The organism is Microcoleus sp. N9_A1 (assembly GCF_036701795.1).
Lineage (GTDB): Bacteria > Cyanobacteriota > Cyanobacteriia > Cyanobacteriales > Microcoleaceae > Microcoleus.
The window spans coordinates 46,674-66,788 of sequence record NZ_JAUBRI010000034.1 but is presented as its reverse complement, the minus strand read 5'-3'; the positions used below and the strand labels follow the sequence as shown (position 1 = coordinate 66,788).

Annotated in this window: 16 protein-coding genes; 14 read left to right on the top strand and 2 right to left on the bottom strand. The window is 47.1% G+C overall.

Annotated elements, in window-relative coordinates:
* The 4 genes from QUA58_RS17150 to QUA58_RS17135 all read left to right on the top strand — a co-directional run bounded on the left by QUA58_RS17150 (position 1) and on the right by QUA58_RS17135 (position 4,285).
* The gene (locus tag QUA58_RS17150; protein ID WP_333252247.1) at positions 1-489 is read left to right on the top strand and encodes a Spy/CpxP family protein refolding chaperone; all 489 of its coding nucleotides are present in this window, start codon (positions 1-3) and stop codon (positions 487-489) included.
* Positions 490-992: 503 nt separating this feature from the next.
* The gene (locus QUA58_RS17145) at positions 993-2,648 is read left to right on the top strand and encodes an ABC transporter substrate-binding protein (protein WP_333394988.1); all 1,656 of its coding nucleotides are present in this window, start codon (positions 993-995) and stop codon (positions 2,646-2,648) included.
* Positions 2,649-2,713: 65 nt separating this feature from the next.
* A complete protein-coding gene (locus QUA58_RS17140; protein ID WP_333252245.1) occupies positions 2,714-3,265 on the top strand; it encodes an AAA family ATPase in 552 nt (183 codons plus the stop codon).
* Positions 3,266-3,274: 9 nt separating this feature from the next.
* The gene (locus tag QUA58_RS17135) at positions 3,275-4,285 is read left to right on the top strand and encodes an ABC transporter permease (RefSeq protein WP_333252244.1); all 1,011 of its coding nucleotides are present in this window, start codon (positions 3,275-3,277) and stop codon (positions 4,283-4,285) included.
* On the opposite strand, the gene QUA58_RS17130 is transcribed toward QUA58_RS17135, so the two are convergent.
* On the bottom strand, positions 4,286-4,708 hold the full coding sequence (locus QUA58_RS17130) for a hypothetical protein (RefSeq protein WP_333252243.1): 423 nt from the start codon (positions 4,706-4,708) through the stop codon (positions 4,286-4,288).
* A 558-nt stretch (positions 4,709-5,266) separates the two neighbouring features.
* Between QUA58_RS17130 and QUA58_RS17125 the strand changes: the two genes are divergently transcribed.
* The 4 genes from QUA58_RS17125 (at position 5,267) to QUA58_RS17110 (ending at position 12,081) form a co-directional block, all read left to right on the top strand.
* Entirely contained in the window at positions 5,267-7,135 is a 1,869-nt protein-coding gene (locus tag QUA58_RS17125) for an efflux RND transporter periplasmic adaptor subunit (protein WP_333394986.1), read from the top strand.
* A 220-nt stretch (positions 7,136-7,355) separates the two neighbouring features.
* Entirely contained in the window at positions 7,356-8,573 is a 1,218-nt protein-coding gene (locus QUA58_RS17120) for an ABC transporter permease (RefSeq protein WP_333394985.1), read from the top strand.
* A gap of 100 nt (positions 8,574-8,673) precedes the next feature.
* Complete coding sequence (locus QUA58_RS17115; RefSeq protein WP_333394984.1) at positions 8,674-9,894, top strand: ABC transporter permease; 1,221 nt, start codon at positions 8,674-8,676, stop codon at positions 9,892-9,894.
* A gap of 459 nt (positions 9,895-10,353) precedes the next feature.
* Positions 10,354-12,081, top strand: coding sequence for a M10 family metallopeptidase C-terminal domain-containing protein (locus QUA58_RS17110; protein ID WP_333394983.1), 1,728 nt, complete (start codon positions 10,354-10,356; stop codon positions 12,079-12,081).
* A 145-nt stretch (positions 12,082-12,226) separates the two neighbouring features.
* Here the strand turns inward: QUA58_RS17110 and QUA58_RS17105 are convergent, their stop codons facing one another.
* Positions 12,227-15,295, bottom strand: a complete 3,069-nt coding sequence (locus QUA58_RS17105) for a glycerol-3-phosphate acyltransferase (RefSeq protein ID WP_333394982.1) — start codon at positions 15,293-15,295, stop codon at positions 12,227-12,229.
* 136 nt (positions 15,296-15,431) lie between these two features.
* Between QUA58_RS17105 and psb35 the strand changes: the two genes are divergently transcribed.
* The 6 genes from psb35 to QUA58_RS17075 all read left to right on the top strand — a co-directional run bounded on the left by psb35 (position 15,432) and on the right by QUA58_RS17075 (position 19,975).
* Positions 15,432-15,626, top strand: a complete 195-nt coding sequence (gene psb35, locus QUA58_RS17100) for a photosystem II assembly protein Psb35 (protein WP_332973682.1) — start codon at positions 15,432-15,434, stop codon at positions 15,624-15,626.
* A gap of 300 nt (positions 15,627-15,926) precedes the next feature.
* Positions 15,927-17,342, top strand: coding sequence for an HD domain-containing phosphohydrolase (locus QUA58_RS17095; protein ID WP_333252237.1), 1,416 nt, complete (start codon positions 15,927-15,929; stop codon positions 17,340-17,342).
* A gap of 94 nt (positions 17,343-17,436) precedes the next feature.
* A complete protein-coding gene (locus QUA58_RS17090) occupies positions 17,437-18,030 on the top strand; it encodes a pentapeptide repeat-containing protein (RefSeq protein WP_333252236.1) in 594 nt (197 codons plus the stop codon).
* A gap of 127 nt (positions 18,031-18,157) precedes the next feature.
* Positions 18,158-18,913 (top strand): DUF2993 domain-containing protein, encoded by a 756-nt coding sequence (locus QUA58_RS17085; RefSeq protein WP_333252235.1) that lies wholly within the window; start codon positions 18,158-18,160, stop codon positions 18,911-18,913.
* A gap of 236 nt (positions 18,914-19,149) precedes the next feature.
* Positions 19,150-19,440, top strand: a complete 291-nt coding sequence (locus tag QUA58_RS17080; protein WP_333252234.1) for a DUF1816 domain-containing protein — start codon at positions 19,150-19,152, stop codon at positions 19,438-19,440.
* Between the two features lie 259 nt (positions 19,441-19,699).
* A complete protein-coding gene (locus tag QUA58_RS17075; RefSeq protein WP_333252233.1) occupies positions 19,700-19,975 on the top strand; it encodes a DUF1816 domain-containing protein in 276 nt (91 codons plus the stop codon).
* The last annotated feature ends 140 nt before the right edge of the window (positions 19,976-20,115 follow it).

Genomic DNA, 20,115 nt, shown 5'->3' with positions numbered 1-20,115 from the left:
ATGTCAATTCGTCGTATTTCTGCCCTAGCCGTTTTAATGCTGACTCTCGGTAGCACAGCCGCAGCAATAGCAGTTCCTAATCCCCTAGAACCGGAAACATTTGCACAAAATCAGCGACCAAATCGACCTGCTGGCAAGGAAGGCGGAATGTTCGAGAAACTTAATTTAAGCGCAGACCAAAAGCAGCAAATGCAGGCAGTTCGCGATCGCTACAAAGACCAAGTTTCCCAGCGGATGCAAGCAGTTCGCCAAGCCAGACAAGAATTGGAAACGATGATGTCTAGTGCGACAGCAAATGCCAGCCAAATGCGCGAAAAACACCGTCAAATAATCGGATTGAGGCAGCAGTTGGAAGAGGTTCAATTTGAAAGTACACTTGCAATGCGAGAAGTGCTCACTGCCGAACAGCGCAGCCAATTAGCTCAACTGATGCAGCAGCGCCGACAAGCTGCTAAAAACAGGATGCAAAACGGTCAAAAACAGCAGTAATTGACGAGTAGTTTTGAGTGAATCGCAGAGTGCGTAAGCACTCTGCGATTTATTAGTTAAAGCTCCCAGATTGGGAGCTTTAACTTTTGCAGCTAAGGTAGAAATTGGAGTTTTGAGGCAGGAGGCAGAAGGAAAGAGGAAGAAGAAAGGAGTCATAAGAAGTGTTTTTACAAATATGAGATGCTCTCCCCAGATTCATGGAGTAAATCTAAAATCTAAAATCTAAAATCTAAAACCTAAAATCGAATGACCCCTCTAGCTGGGGCGCAAACGTTAGCTTTCATGCTGGTTGCGTCGCCTAATGTAAAGGTGTGGGTTGAGATTTTCCCCTCCAGCATGATATCATCAGGCTGCTATATTTGGTTTGTTAATTTAGATTGGCTTTTAATATAGAATTTACTAAATGAACTGCCGAGAAGGCAGAAACTACAGAAGTGACAGAAAGAGCCTATTAGAAATTTATTGATATGAGTACAATTTTTTATTAAACCGGAGCTATTGAAATGAGATTGTTAAAACCCTGGCGTGTAGTTTTATTAAGTCTAGTTTTTGGGATGGCTGTAATTTTATCAAATTGCGGCACTCCTGCAAATATTAGCAATAATTCTCCAACTCCGACAACTCCTGCTGCGGTTCCGGCTGGGGCTTTAGTGTACGGTGCGGGCGGGCCGCCTGTCAATCTGGAACCGGGAAATATTACTGATGGCAATTCAGTGATTGCGATCAACCAAATTTACAATCGCTTGACTGATTTTAAACCGGGTACTGTGGAACTCGCACCGAGTCTCGCTACTGAATGGTCGAGTTCGACGGATGGCAAAACTTGGACTTTTAAGTTGCGTTCCGGGGTCAAGTTTCACGACGGGACGGATTTTGACGCGGAAGCTGTTAAGTTTAATGTCGATCGCTGGTGGGATGCGAAAAATCCTAACGGTTATCGAGAATCTGGCAAAAATTATCAAATTTGGAAAGACTTTTTTGCGGGATTTAAGGGCGATAAAGATTCCCTGGTAAAGGATGTGACCGTTGTTGATAAATCTACGATTAGGTTTGTTTTAAATCGACCTTTTGCGGCCTTTCCTTCGGCGATTGGGTCGGGTTATTTCGGGATCGCGAGTCCGGCGGCGGTGAAAAAAGCGGGTGCTAAATACGGCACTCCGGGGTCACGGGCGGTGGGTACGGGGCCTTTTGTGTTTCAGGAATGGCGATCGGGCGATCGCATTATCTTAGAAAAAAATCCAAATTATTGGAAAACTGGAACGCCGAAAGTTAATCAATTGGTAATTCGTTTTGTTGACGATCCGGCGGCTAGACTGGCTCAATTGAGAGCAGGACAACTTGATTTTACTGTGGATTTAACGCCGGATCAATTGAAAGAAATTCAAGCGGATGCTAATTTAGAAACTGTTTTGCGTCCTTCTTTTAATGTGGGTTATTTAGCGTTAAATCCGAGTTACGCGCCTTTGTCGAAACCGGAGGTGCGGCGGGCGATCGCCCAAGCAATCAACAAGCAAGCCATAGTCAAAGCTTTCTGGGGAGAACTTGGTAAATATGACTCGCAATTTGTTCCGCCTGCGGTGAATTTGGCGCAGTCTGACAAAGTTAAAGATTACGAATTTAACCCGCAGCAAGCTAAATCAATCCTGGCGAAAGCCGGTTATCCGAACGGTTTTGATTTGGATTTGTGGTATATGCCGGTCAGCCGTCCCTATTTTCCCACGCCGAAGCCGATTGCTGAGGCTTTGGCGGCGGATTTGAGCGCGATCGGGATTCGGGTAAAATTGCTGACAAAGGATTGGTCTGCTTATTTAGCCGATCGACTCAAACCTCCCGGATTTCAGGCTTTTATGATGGGTTGGACGGGAGATTATGGCGATCCAGACAATTTTTATTATCCTCACTTCGGGCCGGGTTCCACGGCGGATTTGGGAAATTGGAAAAATCCGAAAGTTCTGGAACTTTTGGATCGGGGGAGGGCGAGTGGGGATAAAGCAGCTAGGGCGAAAATTTATGCGGAAGTTAGCGAGATTTTGCATGGGGAAGCTGTGCGTTTGCCGATCGTACATTCGCAGCCGCTTTTAGGGAAACGCAAGAATATTCAAGGTTGGATTCCGAGTCCTTTGGGGTCTGAGTCTTTTGAGGAAGTGAGCAAAAATTGAGAGTTTAGATCGAGACACCTCTCCTCGGTTATCATACTTTCCATGAATTTACCTTAACAAACTGTATGGAGAGCAATCAGCAACCTGCAAATCATCACCCACAAATTATTTTGATTACCGGGAACATGGCTGCCGGAAAATCAAGTGTGGCCCAATCACTTGCCGAACGGTTGCCCAAAAGTGTCCACCTTCGCGGCGATATCTTTCGTCGCATGATTGTGAACGGACAGGCGGAAATGGCGTTAAATTTGTCAGCAGAGGCATATCAGCAGCTTCAACTGCGGTATCACCTGGCAGCAACGGCAGCGCGACACTATCTCCAGGCTGGTTTTACGGTCGTTTATCAAGATATAATCATTGGTCCGGCACTGGCTGAGGTACTTGCCACTTTCGACGATGTGCCGTTGTCCGCGATCGTTCTGTGTCCGAAGGCAGAAGTTGTAGCTGCACGAGATGCAGCAAGAACGAAAACCGGATATGCCAACGAAACAATGGTTTATGCCTTCGATCGCATTCTCCGTAACGAAACTCCTCGCCTTGGCTACTGGCTGGATTCAACCAATCTAACGGTAGAAGAAACGGTCGATCGGATTTTGGCAAATTTGCAAGGTGAATGAGATCGACTGATGTTTCAATATATTGCTAAACGTTTGCTGGGACTGTTGCCAGTCCTTTTCGGAATCACTCTGCTAGTATTTACTTTTTTGCATTTGATACCGGGAGACCCAGCTACAGTGCTTTTGGGAGAACGGGGAACTCCCGAACAAGTCGAAGTTTTGAGAGCAAGGTTGGGTCTGAATCAGCCTTTGCCTTTGCAATATTTGGCTTTTTTATGGAGTTTGCTCCGCTTTGATTTGGGAAATAGCATTATTAGCGGTATTCCGATAATTGATGAAATTACAAGTCGCTGGCCTGCTACTTTTGAACTGTCTGTGGTGGCGATGTTGGTGGCACTTTTTATCGGAATTCCTGCGGGGATTTTGGCTGCTGTTCGGAAAAATAGCTGGCTGGACAATCTCGCGATGAGCGGTTCGTTAATTGGCGTATCTTTGCCGGTGTATTGGTTGGGATTGATGTTGATTTATTTGTTTGCTGTTTATCTGAAATGGCTGCCTCCCAGCGGGCGGATTAGTGTAGATTTGGGGTTTGGTTTTAAGTCGATTACTGGTGTTTATGTTTTGGATGCGTTGCTGAGGTGGGATTTGGCGGCTTTGCGGGATGCGATCGCCCATTTAATCCTTCCAGCTTTGACTTTAGGAACAATCCCGCTAGCTATTATAGCTCGAATCACCCGTGCTGCGATGCTGGAAGTGATGCAGCAAGATTACATCCGCACGGCGCGGGCTAAGGGTTTGCCGGAATTTTGGGTGATTTTGAGACACGCTTTGAAAAATGCGTTTTTGCCGATCGTCACAACTATTGGTTTGCAGTTTGGGACGCTTTTAAGCGGCGCGATTCTGACAGAAACGATTTTCTCCTGGCCGGGAATTGGTTCTTGGATTTACAGCGGTATTCTGGCGCGGGATTACCCAATTGTTCAAGGTGGAGTAATTTTTGTATCTGTGACTTTTGTATTGATTAATCTGGCGGTTGATATTTCCTATGCTTTTTTTGATCCGAGAATTCAGTACCGTTAATTAAAAGGGGAGTTCAACAGAAAATGCTTGTTTAACATCCGGCTGTAGCAGGTAGTAAATGCTAGCGACGGCAAAACCCAGAGATAGAAAATTGACTGCTGCACCTGCGCTACCAAACATTTTGGCAATTTGCGTGACGACGGCGATGACATGGATAATTAATGTTCCAGTCCAAGCCCATTTTTTTAGTTGAAACAAACCCCAGGTTAAGATTAAGGAAATAATTCCTATAATTAGAGCGATAGCAGCAAAGATTGCAATGAAACCGCCGATGACCGTGCCAACTTTTGCGCCGCCGACAGCCGCACCAAGACCGCCAAAAATGCCTGCAAATAGTAAGATGAACAAGCCGTCAAGCAGACTGAATATGCCGCTAATTAGCTGCAAGATTGCCAGAACTGTAACGCTTTGAGGACGATTCATTGTTTTTATTTTCCATTTTTAACGGATTTGAAAAATATTTTAACCTGTTGTGGGCACAGGGCGGATATGTATTCAGAATTTACGCACCGCTACCCGTAACCAGGTTTCTGCGCGGACAAACCTGTTATTTCTCGCATAAACCGGGTTTATGAGAGTAAGCGCCTTAATATTGTGCCGTTACGAGCTTAGCACTGGCCGAACTTGCTGCGATCGCTAACACGAGTCCGCAATGACCTAGTGACGCTCGATTGCCCCCTGCCATATCCGCCATTGTTGCTGGTGAGAAGCGCGCTCCTAGATCCCAAAAACAATATTATCTGCTAAAATATATTTTAATTTGCCAGCAGCCAGGAGCGATTTTGTTTAGAACCACCTCTTTTGGCTGAAAAAACTTAACATTATTTAATAAATTGCAATAATTAGCTATAATTGTTTACAGGTGCTGGTTGGGGAACTTTTTTTAAATCACCCGATCGGATGAGTCTGAAAGACGATGCCAAGCATCAGAAAAAATTTTACTTTTAAGTTAATCCTGAGATTTAAATTAGGTGAGTCGGTATGATCGTTAGCCCCAAAAAAGAAACTGCTCAGGTCAAGGTGGAAGATAGTCAGATTGTAGACACCAAGGCCGCAGAGACTAAAATTGCAGATAATAAAACCGCCCAAAAGCCGTCTCCGAAGAAACCGGCGCGGAAGATGTCGCGGTGGGCGATCGGTTTGGCCGCAGCCGGGTTGCTAGCTGTACCGACTACCATATATATAGCAAAAAGTCGATCGCAACCGAAAGTAGATGCGATCGCCACAATGACAGTGCCGGTGGAAGCCCAAAACCTCACGGTGCGGATCACGTCTAGCGGCACGGTGCAGCCCGTACAGCGCGTGAATCTCAGCCCCAAAGGCTCCGGGCGCATCGCAGAATTATTTGTCGAACAGGGCGATAAAGTCGAAGCAGGACAAATCGTGGCGCGGATGGAAAGCCGCGACGTGGAAGCTCAACTGGCTCAAGCTAAAGCCCGCGAAGCCAGCGTGCGAGCCAAACTTGCCAAAATCGAAGCCGGGAATCGATCGGAAGACATCGCCAGCGCCCGCGCGCGCTTAGATCAAGCCGAAGCCTCTCTCGCTCAACTCCAAGCCGGTAGTCGCGTAGAAGAAGTTGCAGGAGCCAGAGCCCGCTTGCAGCAAACTCAAGCTAATTTGCAGCAACTGCGAGCCGGCAGTCGTGTAGAAGAAGTAAACCAAGGGCGAGCTCGTTTAGCCCAAGCTCAAGCTCGTTTAGCAGATGCTCAAACTGGCAGTGTTAAACAAGAAATTGCCCAAGCACAAACGCAAATTGAATCGAGCCAAGCCCAAGCAGAACTAACAGCTCAACGGGTGGAACGCAACCGTCCGTTAGTGCAAGAAGGTGCCCTTGCTCAAGATAAACTGGATGAATTAGTCAAAGAAAATCGCACTGCTCAAGCTAAATTAACAGAATCTCAAAAACGCCTGCAACAACTGCAAGAAAGTCGGAAGTCGCAAATCAAGCAACTGCAAGCTGCTGTGGATGTCGAACAGCAAGCATTCAAGCAGTTACAAAACGGTACGCGATCAGAAGGAATTGCTAAAGGTGAGGCAGAAGTTGCCGAAGCAAAAAGCAAATTAGCACAAGTTGAAAACGGCAATCGTCCCGAAGAAATTGCTAAAGCCGAAGCAGCAGTTGCTGAAGCAAAAAGCCAATTAGCAGCCCAAGAAAACGGCGCTCGCCCGGAAGAAATAACTGCCGCGAAAGCTGATTTAGCAGAAGCTCAGGCTCAAGTCCGCTTTCAAGAAGTGCAGTTAGAAGATACAAAAGTTCGCGCTCCTTTTGCGGGAATTATTACCCAAAGATACGCGATTCAAGGAGCTTTTGTAACTCCGGCAACTTCGGCATCGGAAGCGACTTCGGCAACTTCGACATCGATTGTCGCTTTGGCTAGAGATGTGGAAGTTTTGGCGAAAGTGCCGGAAGCAGATATCAGTCAAATTAAACCGGGTCAAATAGTTGAAATTGTAGCTGATGCTTATCCCGATAAAGTGTTTAAAGGCCGCGTTAAATTGATTGCGCCGGAAGCTGTTAAGGAACGAGATGTGACTTTGTTTCAAGTGCGCGTCGCCATTGACTCTGGTAAGGATTTCTTGCAGTCGGGAATGAATGTTGATTTGAGATTTGTCGGTCAAAAACTCAGTAATGCTTTGGTTGTCCCGACGGTGGCAATTGTGACGAATAAAGGTCAAACAGGTGTGCTAGTTCCCGATGAGAAGCAGCAGCCGAAGTTTCAGCCTGTGACTGTGGGTTCGACTATTGGTAACAAGATTCAGATTTTGGAAGGTGCTAAGGCGGGTGATCGAGTTTTTACTGAACTTCCTGCTGGTAAAAAGCTGGAGGATATTATCAAGAATCAGAAGTAGGGAATGGGGCATGGGGAATGGGGCATTGGGCATGGGGCATTGGTCATTGGTCATTAGTGTCATTAGTCTAGGATTTTCGCACAGGTTTTTTTTGAGAAACCGGGTTTTTTCGATAATACTTCGTTGCAAGCAGTAGATTAGACAAAAAACCCGGTTTCTTTGGTTTTGATGAGTAAGTCCTGCAATCTAAAATCTAAAATCCAAAATCTAAAATCGAATTATGGATATTATTGAAAGTGTCAAAATGGCCGTCACAACTTTGACAGCAAATAAATTACGCAGTAGCTTGACGATGTTAGGAATTATCATCGGTAATGCTTCTGTAATTTCGATGATCGGTATCGGTGAAGGTGCTCAGACGTTTATTGCGGGACAAGTTAACTCTCTGGGTTCAAATTTGCTGTTTATCATTCCCGGAAGTCCTGAAGCCCAAAGTCGCCCGGTGATTCCTCCTCAGACGTTGGTGTTGGAAGATGCAAATGCGATCGCCTCTCAAGTTGCTTCTGTCCAAGAAGTTGCACCAACTCTCAACGACAGTCAACTGGTTACTTACCGCAATAAAAACGTTTCCTCTTCCATTGTCGGAACTACTCCCGAATTTCTGACAGTCAGAAGCTTTGATGTTGCTAAAGGTCGATTTTTAAACAAATTAGATTTAGAAAGACAGGAAAATGTAGTTGCTTTAGGTTCAGAGGCTGCTGAACAATTGTTTGGCAATACGCAGCCGATTGGTCAATATATTCGGATCAAAAATTCTACTTTTCAAGTGATTGGAGTGATGCAGTCAAAGGGTTCGAGTTTTGGCGACAATCAAGATATGAATGTTTATTTGCCGCTGACAACGATGGCTAATCGGATTGTCGGGCGCTCGTCTCCCTACGGTACTAAGGTAACATTTATTTCTGTGTCTGTGAAAGATGAAAAGTTGATGCGGGCGGCGCAATTTCAAATTGAAAATTTGCTGCGATTGCGCCACAATATTACGAAAGAAGATGATTTTACTGTCCGAAATCAGAAGGATTTAATGAATACTTTGGGCAGTATAACTGGTGCTTTGACTCTGATGCTGGCTTTTGTGGCGGCGATTTCGTTGTTTGTGGGCGGCATTGGAATTATGAATATTATGCTGGTTTCTGTGACGGAACGTACTAAGGAAATTGGACTGCGAAAGGCGATCGGGGCTTCTCCCCAAGATATTCTCATTCAGTTTATGATCGAGGCTGTAATTTTGTCGGCTGCTGGTGGTGCGATCGGCACTGGTTTCGGTATCGGCGGTGTTTTTTTAGTGTCGGCTTTTACTCCTCTGCAAGCTAGTGTGTCTCCAGTGGCGATCGCACTTGCAGTCGGCGTTTCTGGCAGCATCGGCTTATTTTTCGGCATCGTACCAGCAAAACAAGCTGCTAAATTAGACCCGATTGTGGCATTGAGAAGCGCTTAGTCAGTTGACAGTTGACAGTTGACAGTTGTCAGTTTTCAGTTGACAGTTTTCATTGGAAGAAATTCCCAATTCCAAATTACCAATTCCCAATTCCCAATTTATGAATTTTATTGAAAGTGTTAAAATGGCTGGCCAAACACTGCTAGCAAACAAAACTCGTAGCAGTTTAACGATGATTGGGATGATTGTCGGAAACGCTTCGGTAATTGCGATGATTGGTATTGGACAGGGAGCACAAAAATTTGTCAGCGGACAAGTTCAAGCCCTGGGTACAAATGTATTGATCGTGAGGCCAGGAGTGCCAAATGCTAGGCGAAGTTCGATCGCAAGTGCGCCTCAAACATTGATAGTAGAAGATGGTAAGGCGATCGCATCTCAAGTCCCCTCCGTCCAAGGTGTCTCCGCAGAGCTCAACAGTTCTGAACTCGTTCGTTACGGTAACAAAAATGTTTCGTCTCTAATTTTTGGCACGCTTCCCGAATTTCTAGAAGTCAGAAGCTTTGAAATGGCTAAAGGGCGATTTTTGACGGAACTCGATGTTAAGCAAAACAATCAAGTTGTGGTTCTCGGTTCAGAATTGGCCGAGAAACTCTTTGACAATGCTAACCCCCTGGGCGAACAAGTGCGAGTCAAAAATGTCAGCATGAAAGTAATTGGAGTATTCGCGCCCAAAGGCACATCTTTTGGTACGAATTATGATAACTCGGCTGTTGTGCCGATCGCCACAATGGCAAACCGCATTGTCGGGCGGAAATCTCCCTACGGTTTAGCTGTCACTTCGCTGTTTATTTCTATTCAAGATGAGTCGAAAATGGATGCGGCTCAATTTCAGGTAGAAAACTTGCTGAGACTGCGGCACAAGATTAGCACAGAAGATGACTTTACGGTCAGAAATCAGAAAGATTTAATGGCGACAATGGACTCGATTTCCGGGGCCCTGACACTGATGTTAACTGCTGTTGCTAGTATTTCGCTGTTGGTGGGGGGAATTGGGATTATGAATATTATGCTGGTGTCCGTCAGCGAAAGGACGCAAGAAATTGGGCTCAGAAAGGCGATCGGGGCTTCCCAACAAGATATATTGTTTCAATTTATCGTCGAAGCTATAATTTTATCGGCTGCCGGAGGGATAGTAGGTACTTGCGTAGGTGTCGGCGGTATCTTGCTAGTAGGTAATTTTACGCCCTTGCAAGCTGGCATCTCTCCCGTGGCGATCGCCCTTGCTGTCAGCGTGTCCGGCACAGTAGGTCTGTTCTTCGGCGTTGTCCCGGCGCGTCAAGCCTCCAAACTCGACCCGATCGCAGCTTTAAGAAGTGCTTAGCTTAATCAATATATACTTACTCAGTTACACAATCCGCGCCTTTTATGCTGGTAAAAATTATCTTGCTCTAAATATTAAAAATTATTTTTATAAACAATTAATAACCTTGCAGTATCTAATGCAGTTTTAATGTATGTATTTTTACGCAGATTCAAAGCGCAAAACTTCATAAAAAGACCGTGAAATATTAAAGATTAAATAAAGCTTGGTTGTGGTGTTTCAATACTCCGGACAGTTTTTGAGGCCGAGGCTGAAACCCTCATTCTACCGTTAGCATTTGACCTCACTGAGAAGGCTGAAACCCGGATTCTGCCGTTAGTGATTGAAAACTGTCCGGACTATTGGGTGTTTACATCCCCACCAGAAAGTTTAATAATATTAAATCAGGGGTAAACACACCTAAACATCTACAGACGGTACGAACCTTTGCACTGTAATCAAAATATCCAATAAATAAACATGGCATCCCTGACCCCTAGTCCTGAATTTGACTATCTCGAAGGAACCACCCAACCAGACAGATTTAACGCCTGGGATGGCAACGACATAATTTATGCCAACAGCGGAGACGACTATCTCGAAGGCGATGTCGGCAAAGACAAAATCTGTGGCGACCAAGGCAACGATACGATTCTTGGCGGTGCAGACAATGACATCCTCTGGGGAGGCAAGGGCAGCGACCTAATTGGTGGCGACTCCGGCAACGATCTCATCTATGCGGGCGCCGGTAGCGATACCGTGAGCGGCGGCACAGGCGATGATGTATTTGCCATTGCTAAAGGCAGCGGTGGCCCAACTGTAGCCACGGCAGATTATATCACCGACTTCGGCAGCGGCAATGACAAAATTCGATTGGTAGACGGCCTGACATTTAACGACTTAAACATCCAGCAAGGCACAGGCGCCAACAGCAACAGCACCGTAATTCAAGACAAACTCACAGGCGAGTATTTAGCAGCATTGCCGGGAGTCAACAGCAACACAATCAACCGCGACCAATTCACAAATCAGCTATCGGCAAACCCTGTCATCGAGTGGAACGGAGTCATGCTGAATGCAGTGCGGACATCCAACACCGCGCCTCCCCTCGCATCCCGCAACATGGCAATGGTTCACGCAGCCATTTACGATGCTGTTAACTCCATCAGCAAAAAATACACCCCTTACCTCGTGGAAATAGACCCACCCGCAGGTACATCAGCAGAAGCAGCCACCGCCGCGGCCGCCCACCGCGTCTTAGTCAACCTCTACCCAGCACAAGCAGTCACATTTGACGAAGCATACGCATCGTCTCTAGCTAAAATTACCGATGGCAAAGCCAAACAAGACGGGATTGCCCTCGGACAGCAAGTTGCTGACCAAATTATCAGTTCGCGGAGTACAGACGGCATCACGAAAGTAGTGCAGTACACCCCCAAAACCGACCCCGGTAGTTGGGTGCCGACTCCCCCCGCGCTTGCCGCCGCGCTGGCGCCACAGTGGGCCGAAGTTACTCCCTTTGCGATGACTAGCGGTTCTCAGTTCCGCTCGGCGGGCCCGCCCGCCCTTGACAGCGCCAAGTACGCAGAGGAAGTTAACTACGTCAAAGAAATCGGCAAAATTGACAGCCTCACGCGCACCCCAGACCAAACAGTCATCGCCAAATTCTGGGCCAACGGCGCTGGGACGTTTACGCCTCCGGGCCACTGGAACCAAATCGCCGAAGAAACAGCGACTCTCACCGGCCAATCCTTAGAAGATAGCGCCCGCTTGTTCGCCCTGCTAAATTTTGCCCTCGCCGATGCAGCTATTAGCTGTTGGGATGCTAAGTACCAGTACAATTTGTGGCGGCCGATGACAGCTATCCGCCAAGCTGACACGGACAACAACCCCGACACGACAGCCGACCCCTTGTGGACTCCGCTGCTAACTACTCCGCCCTTCCCTGAGTACACGTCGGGCCACAGCACCTTTAGCGGTGCAGCAGATCCTGTTATGAGTTCTGTATTTGGTTCGGATTACGGCTTTGCCGATCGGGGAGACAAATCTGTCAACAGTTTGCGAACCTATGAAAACTTTAGTGAAGCGGCCGACGAATCGGGCATGAGCCGCATTTACGGAGGCATTCATTTCATGAGTGCTAACGTAAATGGTTTGAGTGCGGGTAGAAATGTGGGGAACTATGTTGTCCAGAATTTATTAGTCTAAGAAAGTAGGACTCGGAGATACAGCAGATTCCACATTTATGAAGCCGTAGGGACACGGCACTGCCGTGTCCTTATTTATGAAGCCGTAGGGACACGGCACTGCCGTGTCCCTACCTACAAACAAGTTTTTACATTTTTCTTTCCGTTTATTCGAGAAGTTCTACAGTGCCGAGATACCCGTCTACTCGCACTTTTTGACCGTCTCGCAAGCGAGTTGTAGCTTCAGCAATATTCATAACTGCGGGAATTTTGTACTCGCGAGCGATGATTGCTCCGTGAGATAGTTGACCGCCAACTTCGGCGATAATGGCTGTTGCTCCTAATAGCATCGGTGCCCAACCTGCATCGGTGTAAGGAACTACTGCGATCGCATTTTCGCCTAATTCTGTGGTAACACTCCGGCAAATCTTCACAAAGCCTTCGACGCAGCCGATACTGGCGGGGATTCCCTGCATGATAGCGGTTGTTGATGTTGCGAGGTCGATCGACCTTTTGGAAGAATTTGGCAGCAAATTGCCGTAGACTACAGGGGGAATCGGGCGATCGCGATCGGCTAACAGGCGATCGCGCCTTTGGCTAATCGTATCTTGAAAACAAACATTTGCAGCGCTGCGAATCCACTGCTGAATCTCCCCAAATTCCAGATAAAAAATATCCCCCGGTTCCTTAAATACTTGCATATCCAATCCGCAAGCTTCAATCTCCAAAAAAGTCCAGCGTAGGTGAGCCAACAAACGAGCGTAAACTTCGCTAATTTGGCTTTTAACTATAGCTCGCTCCTGACATTTATTTAAGCGCCATTTTTGAGCAAAAGTCAAGCTTAATTTACCCGTTGCTGCCAAATTAGCAACAGCAGGTTTTTGAGCCAGAGTTAACAGCAACTTTCGGTAAAATTCCGGCTGTTCCCGCCAAGTAGGAACAGCAATATCCGTTCCCACCTCGCTCAAATATCCGTAAGTATTAAGCCACTGTTCAAAGTTTGCTTGTAAAACCGAATTTTCAGCAAAAAATTGTGCTAACTGTGCGGTTGAAACAGTTTCGCCCAATTGCAAAATAGCAGTTGTTCGAAATTTTTCAGCCAACTGCTGTAAAGCTCGCACCGAAGCGATTTCAGGAGCAGTATCATTGTCTAGCCATTCATCGTCAACGCGAAAAATTGATTTGCGAATTGCCAGCCCGATCGGCCCTAATATATTGTAGTAAGTAATCGGCTTCAACCACTCCTGAATTTTTTCGGATCTCTCCAACAACTCCGACAAATACTGATAATTGGGATTTCCCAATTCCTCTCCCTCTTCCTTCTTCCCTCTTCCTTCTTCCTTCTTCCTTCTTCCTTCTTCCTTCAAAAGACTTTGCAGTGCGGGCAGGAAAATAGAAGTGCGATCGCCCTCAAAATCTGCATTTAGCGCCCTCTCCCGCTGCACCAAACGCCACAAACCGGGCAAAGAAGGCAAAATCTTCCCCAAAGGCGGTTTACCCATCTTCTGCCCTCTCAGCAAAAATTCCAAACCCTGCTCCGGCAATCCCATCATCCGAAAAATTTCGCCCAACAAAGTCGCGTTAAAATAGGCATGGGAACCAAGCAAAGTTGCTGTTTCATTAAAATTTAGATTAGCAGCGCGATCGCCCAAAACCACCCGAAAAATCTCTCCCCAAACCCCGCAAGTCAGCGGCCGATTAATCGACCAAGTTAGCGGGCGAATTGCACCGGGAATCACTTCTGCCGCAATAGTCCGCGTCCAAAACGGCTGCAAATTGGTAATCGGGCGGCTTTGCAAAATCCAAACTTTTTCCCCATCCCAACTCCACTCAATATCCTGCGGGATGCCGTGAAAAAAAGCTTCGATAGCTTGCGCTTGTTTGACTAATTCTGCTATATTTTTTTTGTTAATAAATGAACTAATTTCCAGTTCGCTTAAATTTTGTTCTAAAGTTTCAGGTTGGCTAAAATCAACTTCCAAATGAACCGGAGTAACTTGCCCGCCAACAACAGATTCAGCACCTACCGGCAAAGCTTCAATAATAATTTGGGAACCGCCATCTAAAGGATTGCGGCTGAACATAACTCCGGCAATCTCGCCTTCAATGTAAGGCTGAATTAAGACAGCCATTTGAGTATCGGGGAGTTGTCGCTGGCGGCGGTAAGCCACAGCTTCGGAAGTCCAATAAGACTGGCGGCAGAAATTAATGCCGTCGAGCAATTCTGCTTCTGTCAAAACAGGCCCGATGGTTTGATATTGTCCGGCGGCGGAACTCAAATCGCCATCTTCTCCCGCAGCAGAAGAGCGCACAATTATGCGGTTGGGGATTTTTGCTTTGAGGTTTTGGATGACAGAATTACTGATTGAAGGGCCATCGCACTTCCGATTATTTCCTCGGCCTATTTTCCTATTCTTAACATCCGTTACATCCGCTACAAAATCCGCTGCCGAACTGCCCTCTTCCCTCTTTCTTACATCCGCTACATCCGCTACAAAATCCGCTGCCGAACTGCGTTCTTCCTTCAAAGATGGCAAAATCCAGCCCGAAGGAACATTAAAACCAGCGCGTTTCAGTTGAGACAACTTAGCAGCTTTATCGCCGCAGATTGCAGAATCCAAGGAGTCATCGAGAGAAAACAATTGTTCCGATTTAGATAAAGCCATATCATCACCCTGACTGAGATTAATTGCTGCTAATAAAACTCCCAATCCTGCTGCTGCTAAAAATTCCGGCATTGATTGCCGCCACACCCAAACCCAGAGAGGAGTGCACAGACAGCCGCAGCGGGAAGCAAACAGTCTCGCCCGATCGCCCTTTTGCCACCATCGCCGTGCCAAACCCCACACCAGCAGCCCCCAAATGCCCGACGAGAAAGCCACCGCCGGCGAAAATACCAAAAGACCCCAAACGGCATTAGTGACACCTCCACCTCCGGCGATCGCATATCTGCCCGCGACTAGAGAAATCAACAGGGCGATCGCAATTTGCGGTGCATCCGGGAAGCAAAATCTGCCCGCCAAAACCGGTAAAATACCCCTAGCAATTTCCGCCAACACCGCAGCAATCCCCGCCAATTTCCCGCCGTGAATGAAAGCAGCCGACACGCCAACATTCCCCGTACCCAACCGCCTCAAATCACCGCCGCCCAACAGTCGCACCGCCCAGGTAGTAAGCGGCAAAGCACCGAGGGCAAAACTGGCGGCTAACAGCAATGCCATTGTCAACAGCGACATAAAATCAGCCCCCAAATTCCCATATCTAAGTATTATGGCTGCAATGCACTCACTTTTTCAGCCTTCAGATATATTGCGCGATCGCCAATAGCACATAAAATACTATGGAAGTAGAGTAAATAAGGATTTCAACATAATGGTAGAACACAACCTAATTATTCCCATCTCAGTTCTTGGTGTGGGATTTGTAGCTGCGGTTAGTATCGGCTCCATTGCGTGGTACAACTCCAAGCGTCCGCCCGGTTGGGAATCCAAAGAACGGCCTGATTTTGTACCGAAAGTTGACAAAGACGATTTGATTGCTGATGTTTCTGATTCCAAAGGTAAGTAAAACAAAGTTTTTTTAAACAATACGTAGCGACAGTTTCATTGCTGACCGATATGTAGCTAGAAACCCGGTTTCTACGAGTTTTGCGTTTGGTAACGAACAATCACGCAAGAAACCGGTTTTCTGAAGTTGCCAGTTTAAGTTTAACTTTTCGGGCGCTACTCAAATCCCACCCACAAAAGTTTAGAAAAACAAGATTGTTAAAATTAGATGCGCGCCAGCTTAGAGCCTAGAAACGAGAAAAAATGCCAAAAAAGCTCGATCGCCCGCTACAATAAATAAGAGCCGGCACCGCCTTTTGCAATGAATCCAGAATCAACTCTCGCCAGACTACAAGCTACACTTCCCGACGGAAAACTGCCTTCTAGCTACGGGGTTTACTTCAAAAACACCCTAGTAGCCCTGTGTCACGCCCTAGAAGACCACATCTTGCAAACCAGCGGGGGGGAGGACGATCTCGCACTCAAACCACTGGTATTGGTGACATTTCAGCAGGGAAAATGGTATTTGCAAGAAGCCGATCGCTACCTGGATATTGCTAATGCCTCGCGGCGCGTCGTCATCGGTGCAGTAGCCGATAGCGGTTTCGCTACCCACAAAACAGGTCAATTAGAAAATGTATCTTTAATAGAACTCGATGAGATCGATCCCATCATCCAAGAATGGAATTTAATCATCCTCGCCCCGACATATAAAGCAATGGTGCTTTGTCGCGAACTTTCCACCGAAGAATATTTGCCAGAGGGCAAGCCAGAAGTTGATACAGAGCGAAAATTCTACGGTTTGTGGTCGTTTGACCAGTCTTTAGTGTCGGCTGCGGCAGAAATTTTTATAGAACAAACACGACATTATAATTCTTCCCTAGCCGACAGTTTGCAGGAAATTTACCACTCCATTTTGGCAACCAAAGGCCCGCCCTTAGCAGACATTAGCGGCGTAGTATCGCGGATCGTCACTTACCTGCAAACTTCTCAGCAGCAAATGGTAGCAATTAACCGCCAAACCCGCGATTTGTGGGAATTGGAAGGTCAAGCTTTGCGCGTCAGCCGCAATTTGAACGCAAACAAACTGCAAGCTTTTCTGCGGATGGCCCAGCGCGTGGACGAACGCGATCTATCAAATCCCGCAGCTTCTTTGCAGGTAGCGGCGCTGTCAGAAACTTTAGGTCAACTGCTGGATTTGCCCGCTTTGCAGTTGCGCCGGCTGCGGCTGGCCGGATTGCTGTTTCGAGTCGGCTTGGTTTCGGCCCCAAATGAAGTATTCGATCGCACTCCCGACACCTTCGACCAAGCAACTCTATCATTTTGGCGCGATCGCAGTTTCATCGGTTCCCAACTGCTGCAAGCCATGCCGGAAATAGCACCTGTAGCGGAAATTGTCAAGCACAAACTCGAATATTGGGACGGCAGCGGCAGACCAGAGGGTTTGCGAGGCGAAGAGATACCGATTGCTGCGCGGATTTTGGGGTTGGTCGCTTATTTTCAAGAATTGACTCAACCGCGGGGCGATCGTCCGGCCTTGAGTTTGAGCGCAGCTTTGGAACAGTGCCGCGAACAGTCGGGTACTCGCTTCGATCCGGCTTTGGTAGAAACTCTCAGTAACGTCGTCAGACTCGCAGAAATGGGTTTGATGGAGTTACCGAGCCGCCCCAGCCAATTGCCGAATGTCTGGTTGGAAGAATCGGGCGATCGAACGACCGCCGCCGCTCCGGCATTATAAAATCACTGGATTGTTGACTGTTGACTGTTGACTGTTGACTGTTGACTGTTGACTGTTAACCAACAACTGACAACCCACAACTGACAACTGACTAATGACTAACGACCTCGAAGCCATACGCAAAGGCAAAATTCTCATGTTGGCCGGCAGAGATTTAGCCGGCACAGACTTAGCGGGAGCCGAACTCGCCGGTGCTGACTTGTCTCAAGCCAACTTAGCAGGAGCTAATCTCGCCGGCGCTAACTTGCAGCGGGCGGTACTGCGAGCAAACCTCCGCGGCGCTGACTTGAGCGGTGCAGATTTGCGGGGCGCAGATTTTCGGAATGCCGATTTGCGCGGAGCTTCCTTTGCTAATGCTTTAGTGCGCGAGGCAAGTTTTGGGGGTGCTTTTTTGACAGGCGCTTCTATCGGCAATTTGGATTTGAGCGGTGTCGATTTGCGCGGTGCCGATTTGCGGGGCGCAGCTTTGGCTAGGGCAATTTTGCAATCCGCCGATTTGAGCCATGCTAATTTGTCCGGTGCTGATTTGTCCGGCGCTGACTTGGAAGAAGCCATCTTGAATGGAGCCGTACTGCGCGGCGCTAACCTGACGGGGGCTAATTTGCTCTGTGCTGCGATCGAACAAACCGTTTGGGATGGAGCGTTGCTCGATCGCGCCTGTCTCCAAGGCACCCCCCTGAGTCCTTAAATTTCAAAAATCTTCCTTTCTAGGCAGACCAAAAATAGCTTCTGCTTATAAAGTGAATAAGCACAAGCTATTTTAACATTTCTTAATGGGAGGTTATAATGGCGACTGTAGATCAGCAAACGCATAAATGGTAGCAGCTTTGTTCAGCGGTACATCCTTTCAAGGTCAAAGTGGCGATCGCCTTGTCAGCAAAGTAGCAGGAGCTGCGATCGCGGCCTTATTCAAAAGTTCGGAAAAGGCCGAAGCCAACATCCGAGTCGAACCAGTAGCCAAACTATTACAGGGAAGCATCGACGGTTTCGACTTCATTGGCAAAGGTATGTTGATGTACAACGGCCTTCGCATAGAAGTGATGGAACTCTACCTGCAAGCACTCTCCATTGATTTTGGGGCGATTTTTGCAGGAAGCGTGAAATTGCGGCAGCCTACCCAGGCAAATATGCGAGTAGTCTTAAGTCGATCGGATTTAACCACCTCATTCAACACACCTTTTGTAGTTGAAAAACTCCAGAAGCTGAAATATCAAGAGCAATCTCTGCACTTTCAAAACACAGAAGTCAGCTTCGGAACAGACAAATCAATTCGGCTTCAGTCCGAAATTGCCGTAGGCGATGCCAGCGAACCAGTCAACATAGATATTACAGCTCAATTGCAAGTAGAAGACCGACGCAAAATCCAATTTGTCAGCGTTACATACGGAGGCGACCAGCAAGCAGTAGACTTGGGTCAAGCTATAATTGCCCACGTAAATAACTTGCTAGACTTAGACAAATTTGCCTTAGAAGGCACTCAACTGCGAGTAGACCGCTGCCGAGTTCAAAACGACGAGCTAGTGTTTTACGGTTGGGCTGGCATAGAACAGTTCCCCAAAGGCAAGCGTTAAGCCTCAGCCTGCTGAGGTTTGCCCAGCCATCTAGTTTAGAAAAAGAGCATTTTTCAGTTAGCAAACAACCCGCACCGGCGGGTTTTGCTTTAGATTTTAGATGGGAGAAAAAATCTAAGATCTAAAATCTCGCATCTAAAGTCGATCGACCCAAAATCAGCACTGAGGTTGATTCGGGCTGGCAAATTATTTTGATAGATTTAAATAATAAATTAAATCACCCCTCAAGAATCAAGATGCTCGGATTTTATTTATTTTGTATCTACGTCGCAGTCTTGTCCGTGCTTGCGGGGCCCAGCCACCGCCGAGCTGAGAAATGGTGGGTAGAAATTGTCACCGATTTGCCCCACTGTACCTACTATTTTGGCCCCTTTGACACCGACAAAGAAGCTTCCAGCAATACTCCAGGCTACATAGAAGACTTGGAAAGCGAGGGAGCCAAAAGGCTTAGCATCCGCATTAAACGGTGTCAGCCTTCGCATCTGACCATTTGCGAAGAGGAAGTCTCAGAAAGTGTAGCGACGTAATGATTTTGAGTTAACTCAAATCTCAACAATAAGATAAAAAGGCTCTTTTTCTAGTCGTTGCCTTGCGGACTTTGTATGTCTAGCAGTGACTTACAGCCACCCAGCCTAAAACTCTTCTCCACCGAAATGCTGATTTTAGACAGCACAAACTCTCAAAAATTACCTGCGTCAAATCAGCACTGAGGATGAGCCGATCGAGTTATTTGCCCGGATAAGTTGAGAACAGTAAACACTACTTAACTTGTTGCAGAGGTGAATTATGTTTGAAGTTTATATGTTCGGTATGTTCCTGGCGGCGGTTTCGATACTGACTGCACCGATGGCCAGCGGTAGAGGTCGCGAGTGGTGGGTGGAAGTTGACACAGATTCGCCCAAGCACACCTATTACTTTGGCCCCTACGACAGCAAGGATGAAGCTTCTAATAACACTAACGCCTACATTACAGACTTGGAAAAGAAAGGAGCTAAAAACATTAGCATCAACATCAAGCAAGGTCGCCAACCCAGTCAGCTAAAAACTAGCGAAGAGTCTTGAGAAAGTGGAATGCTCAACTATGAATAGGTTGATCAACCTAAATCTGCTCGGGCGCGGGTTCACCAATATCGATGAGTTCAGAGCCAGGATATTTGTAAACCCGCCTAAACCCAAGGGATGATTCGCTCCTCTTCCTAATT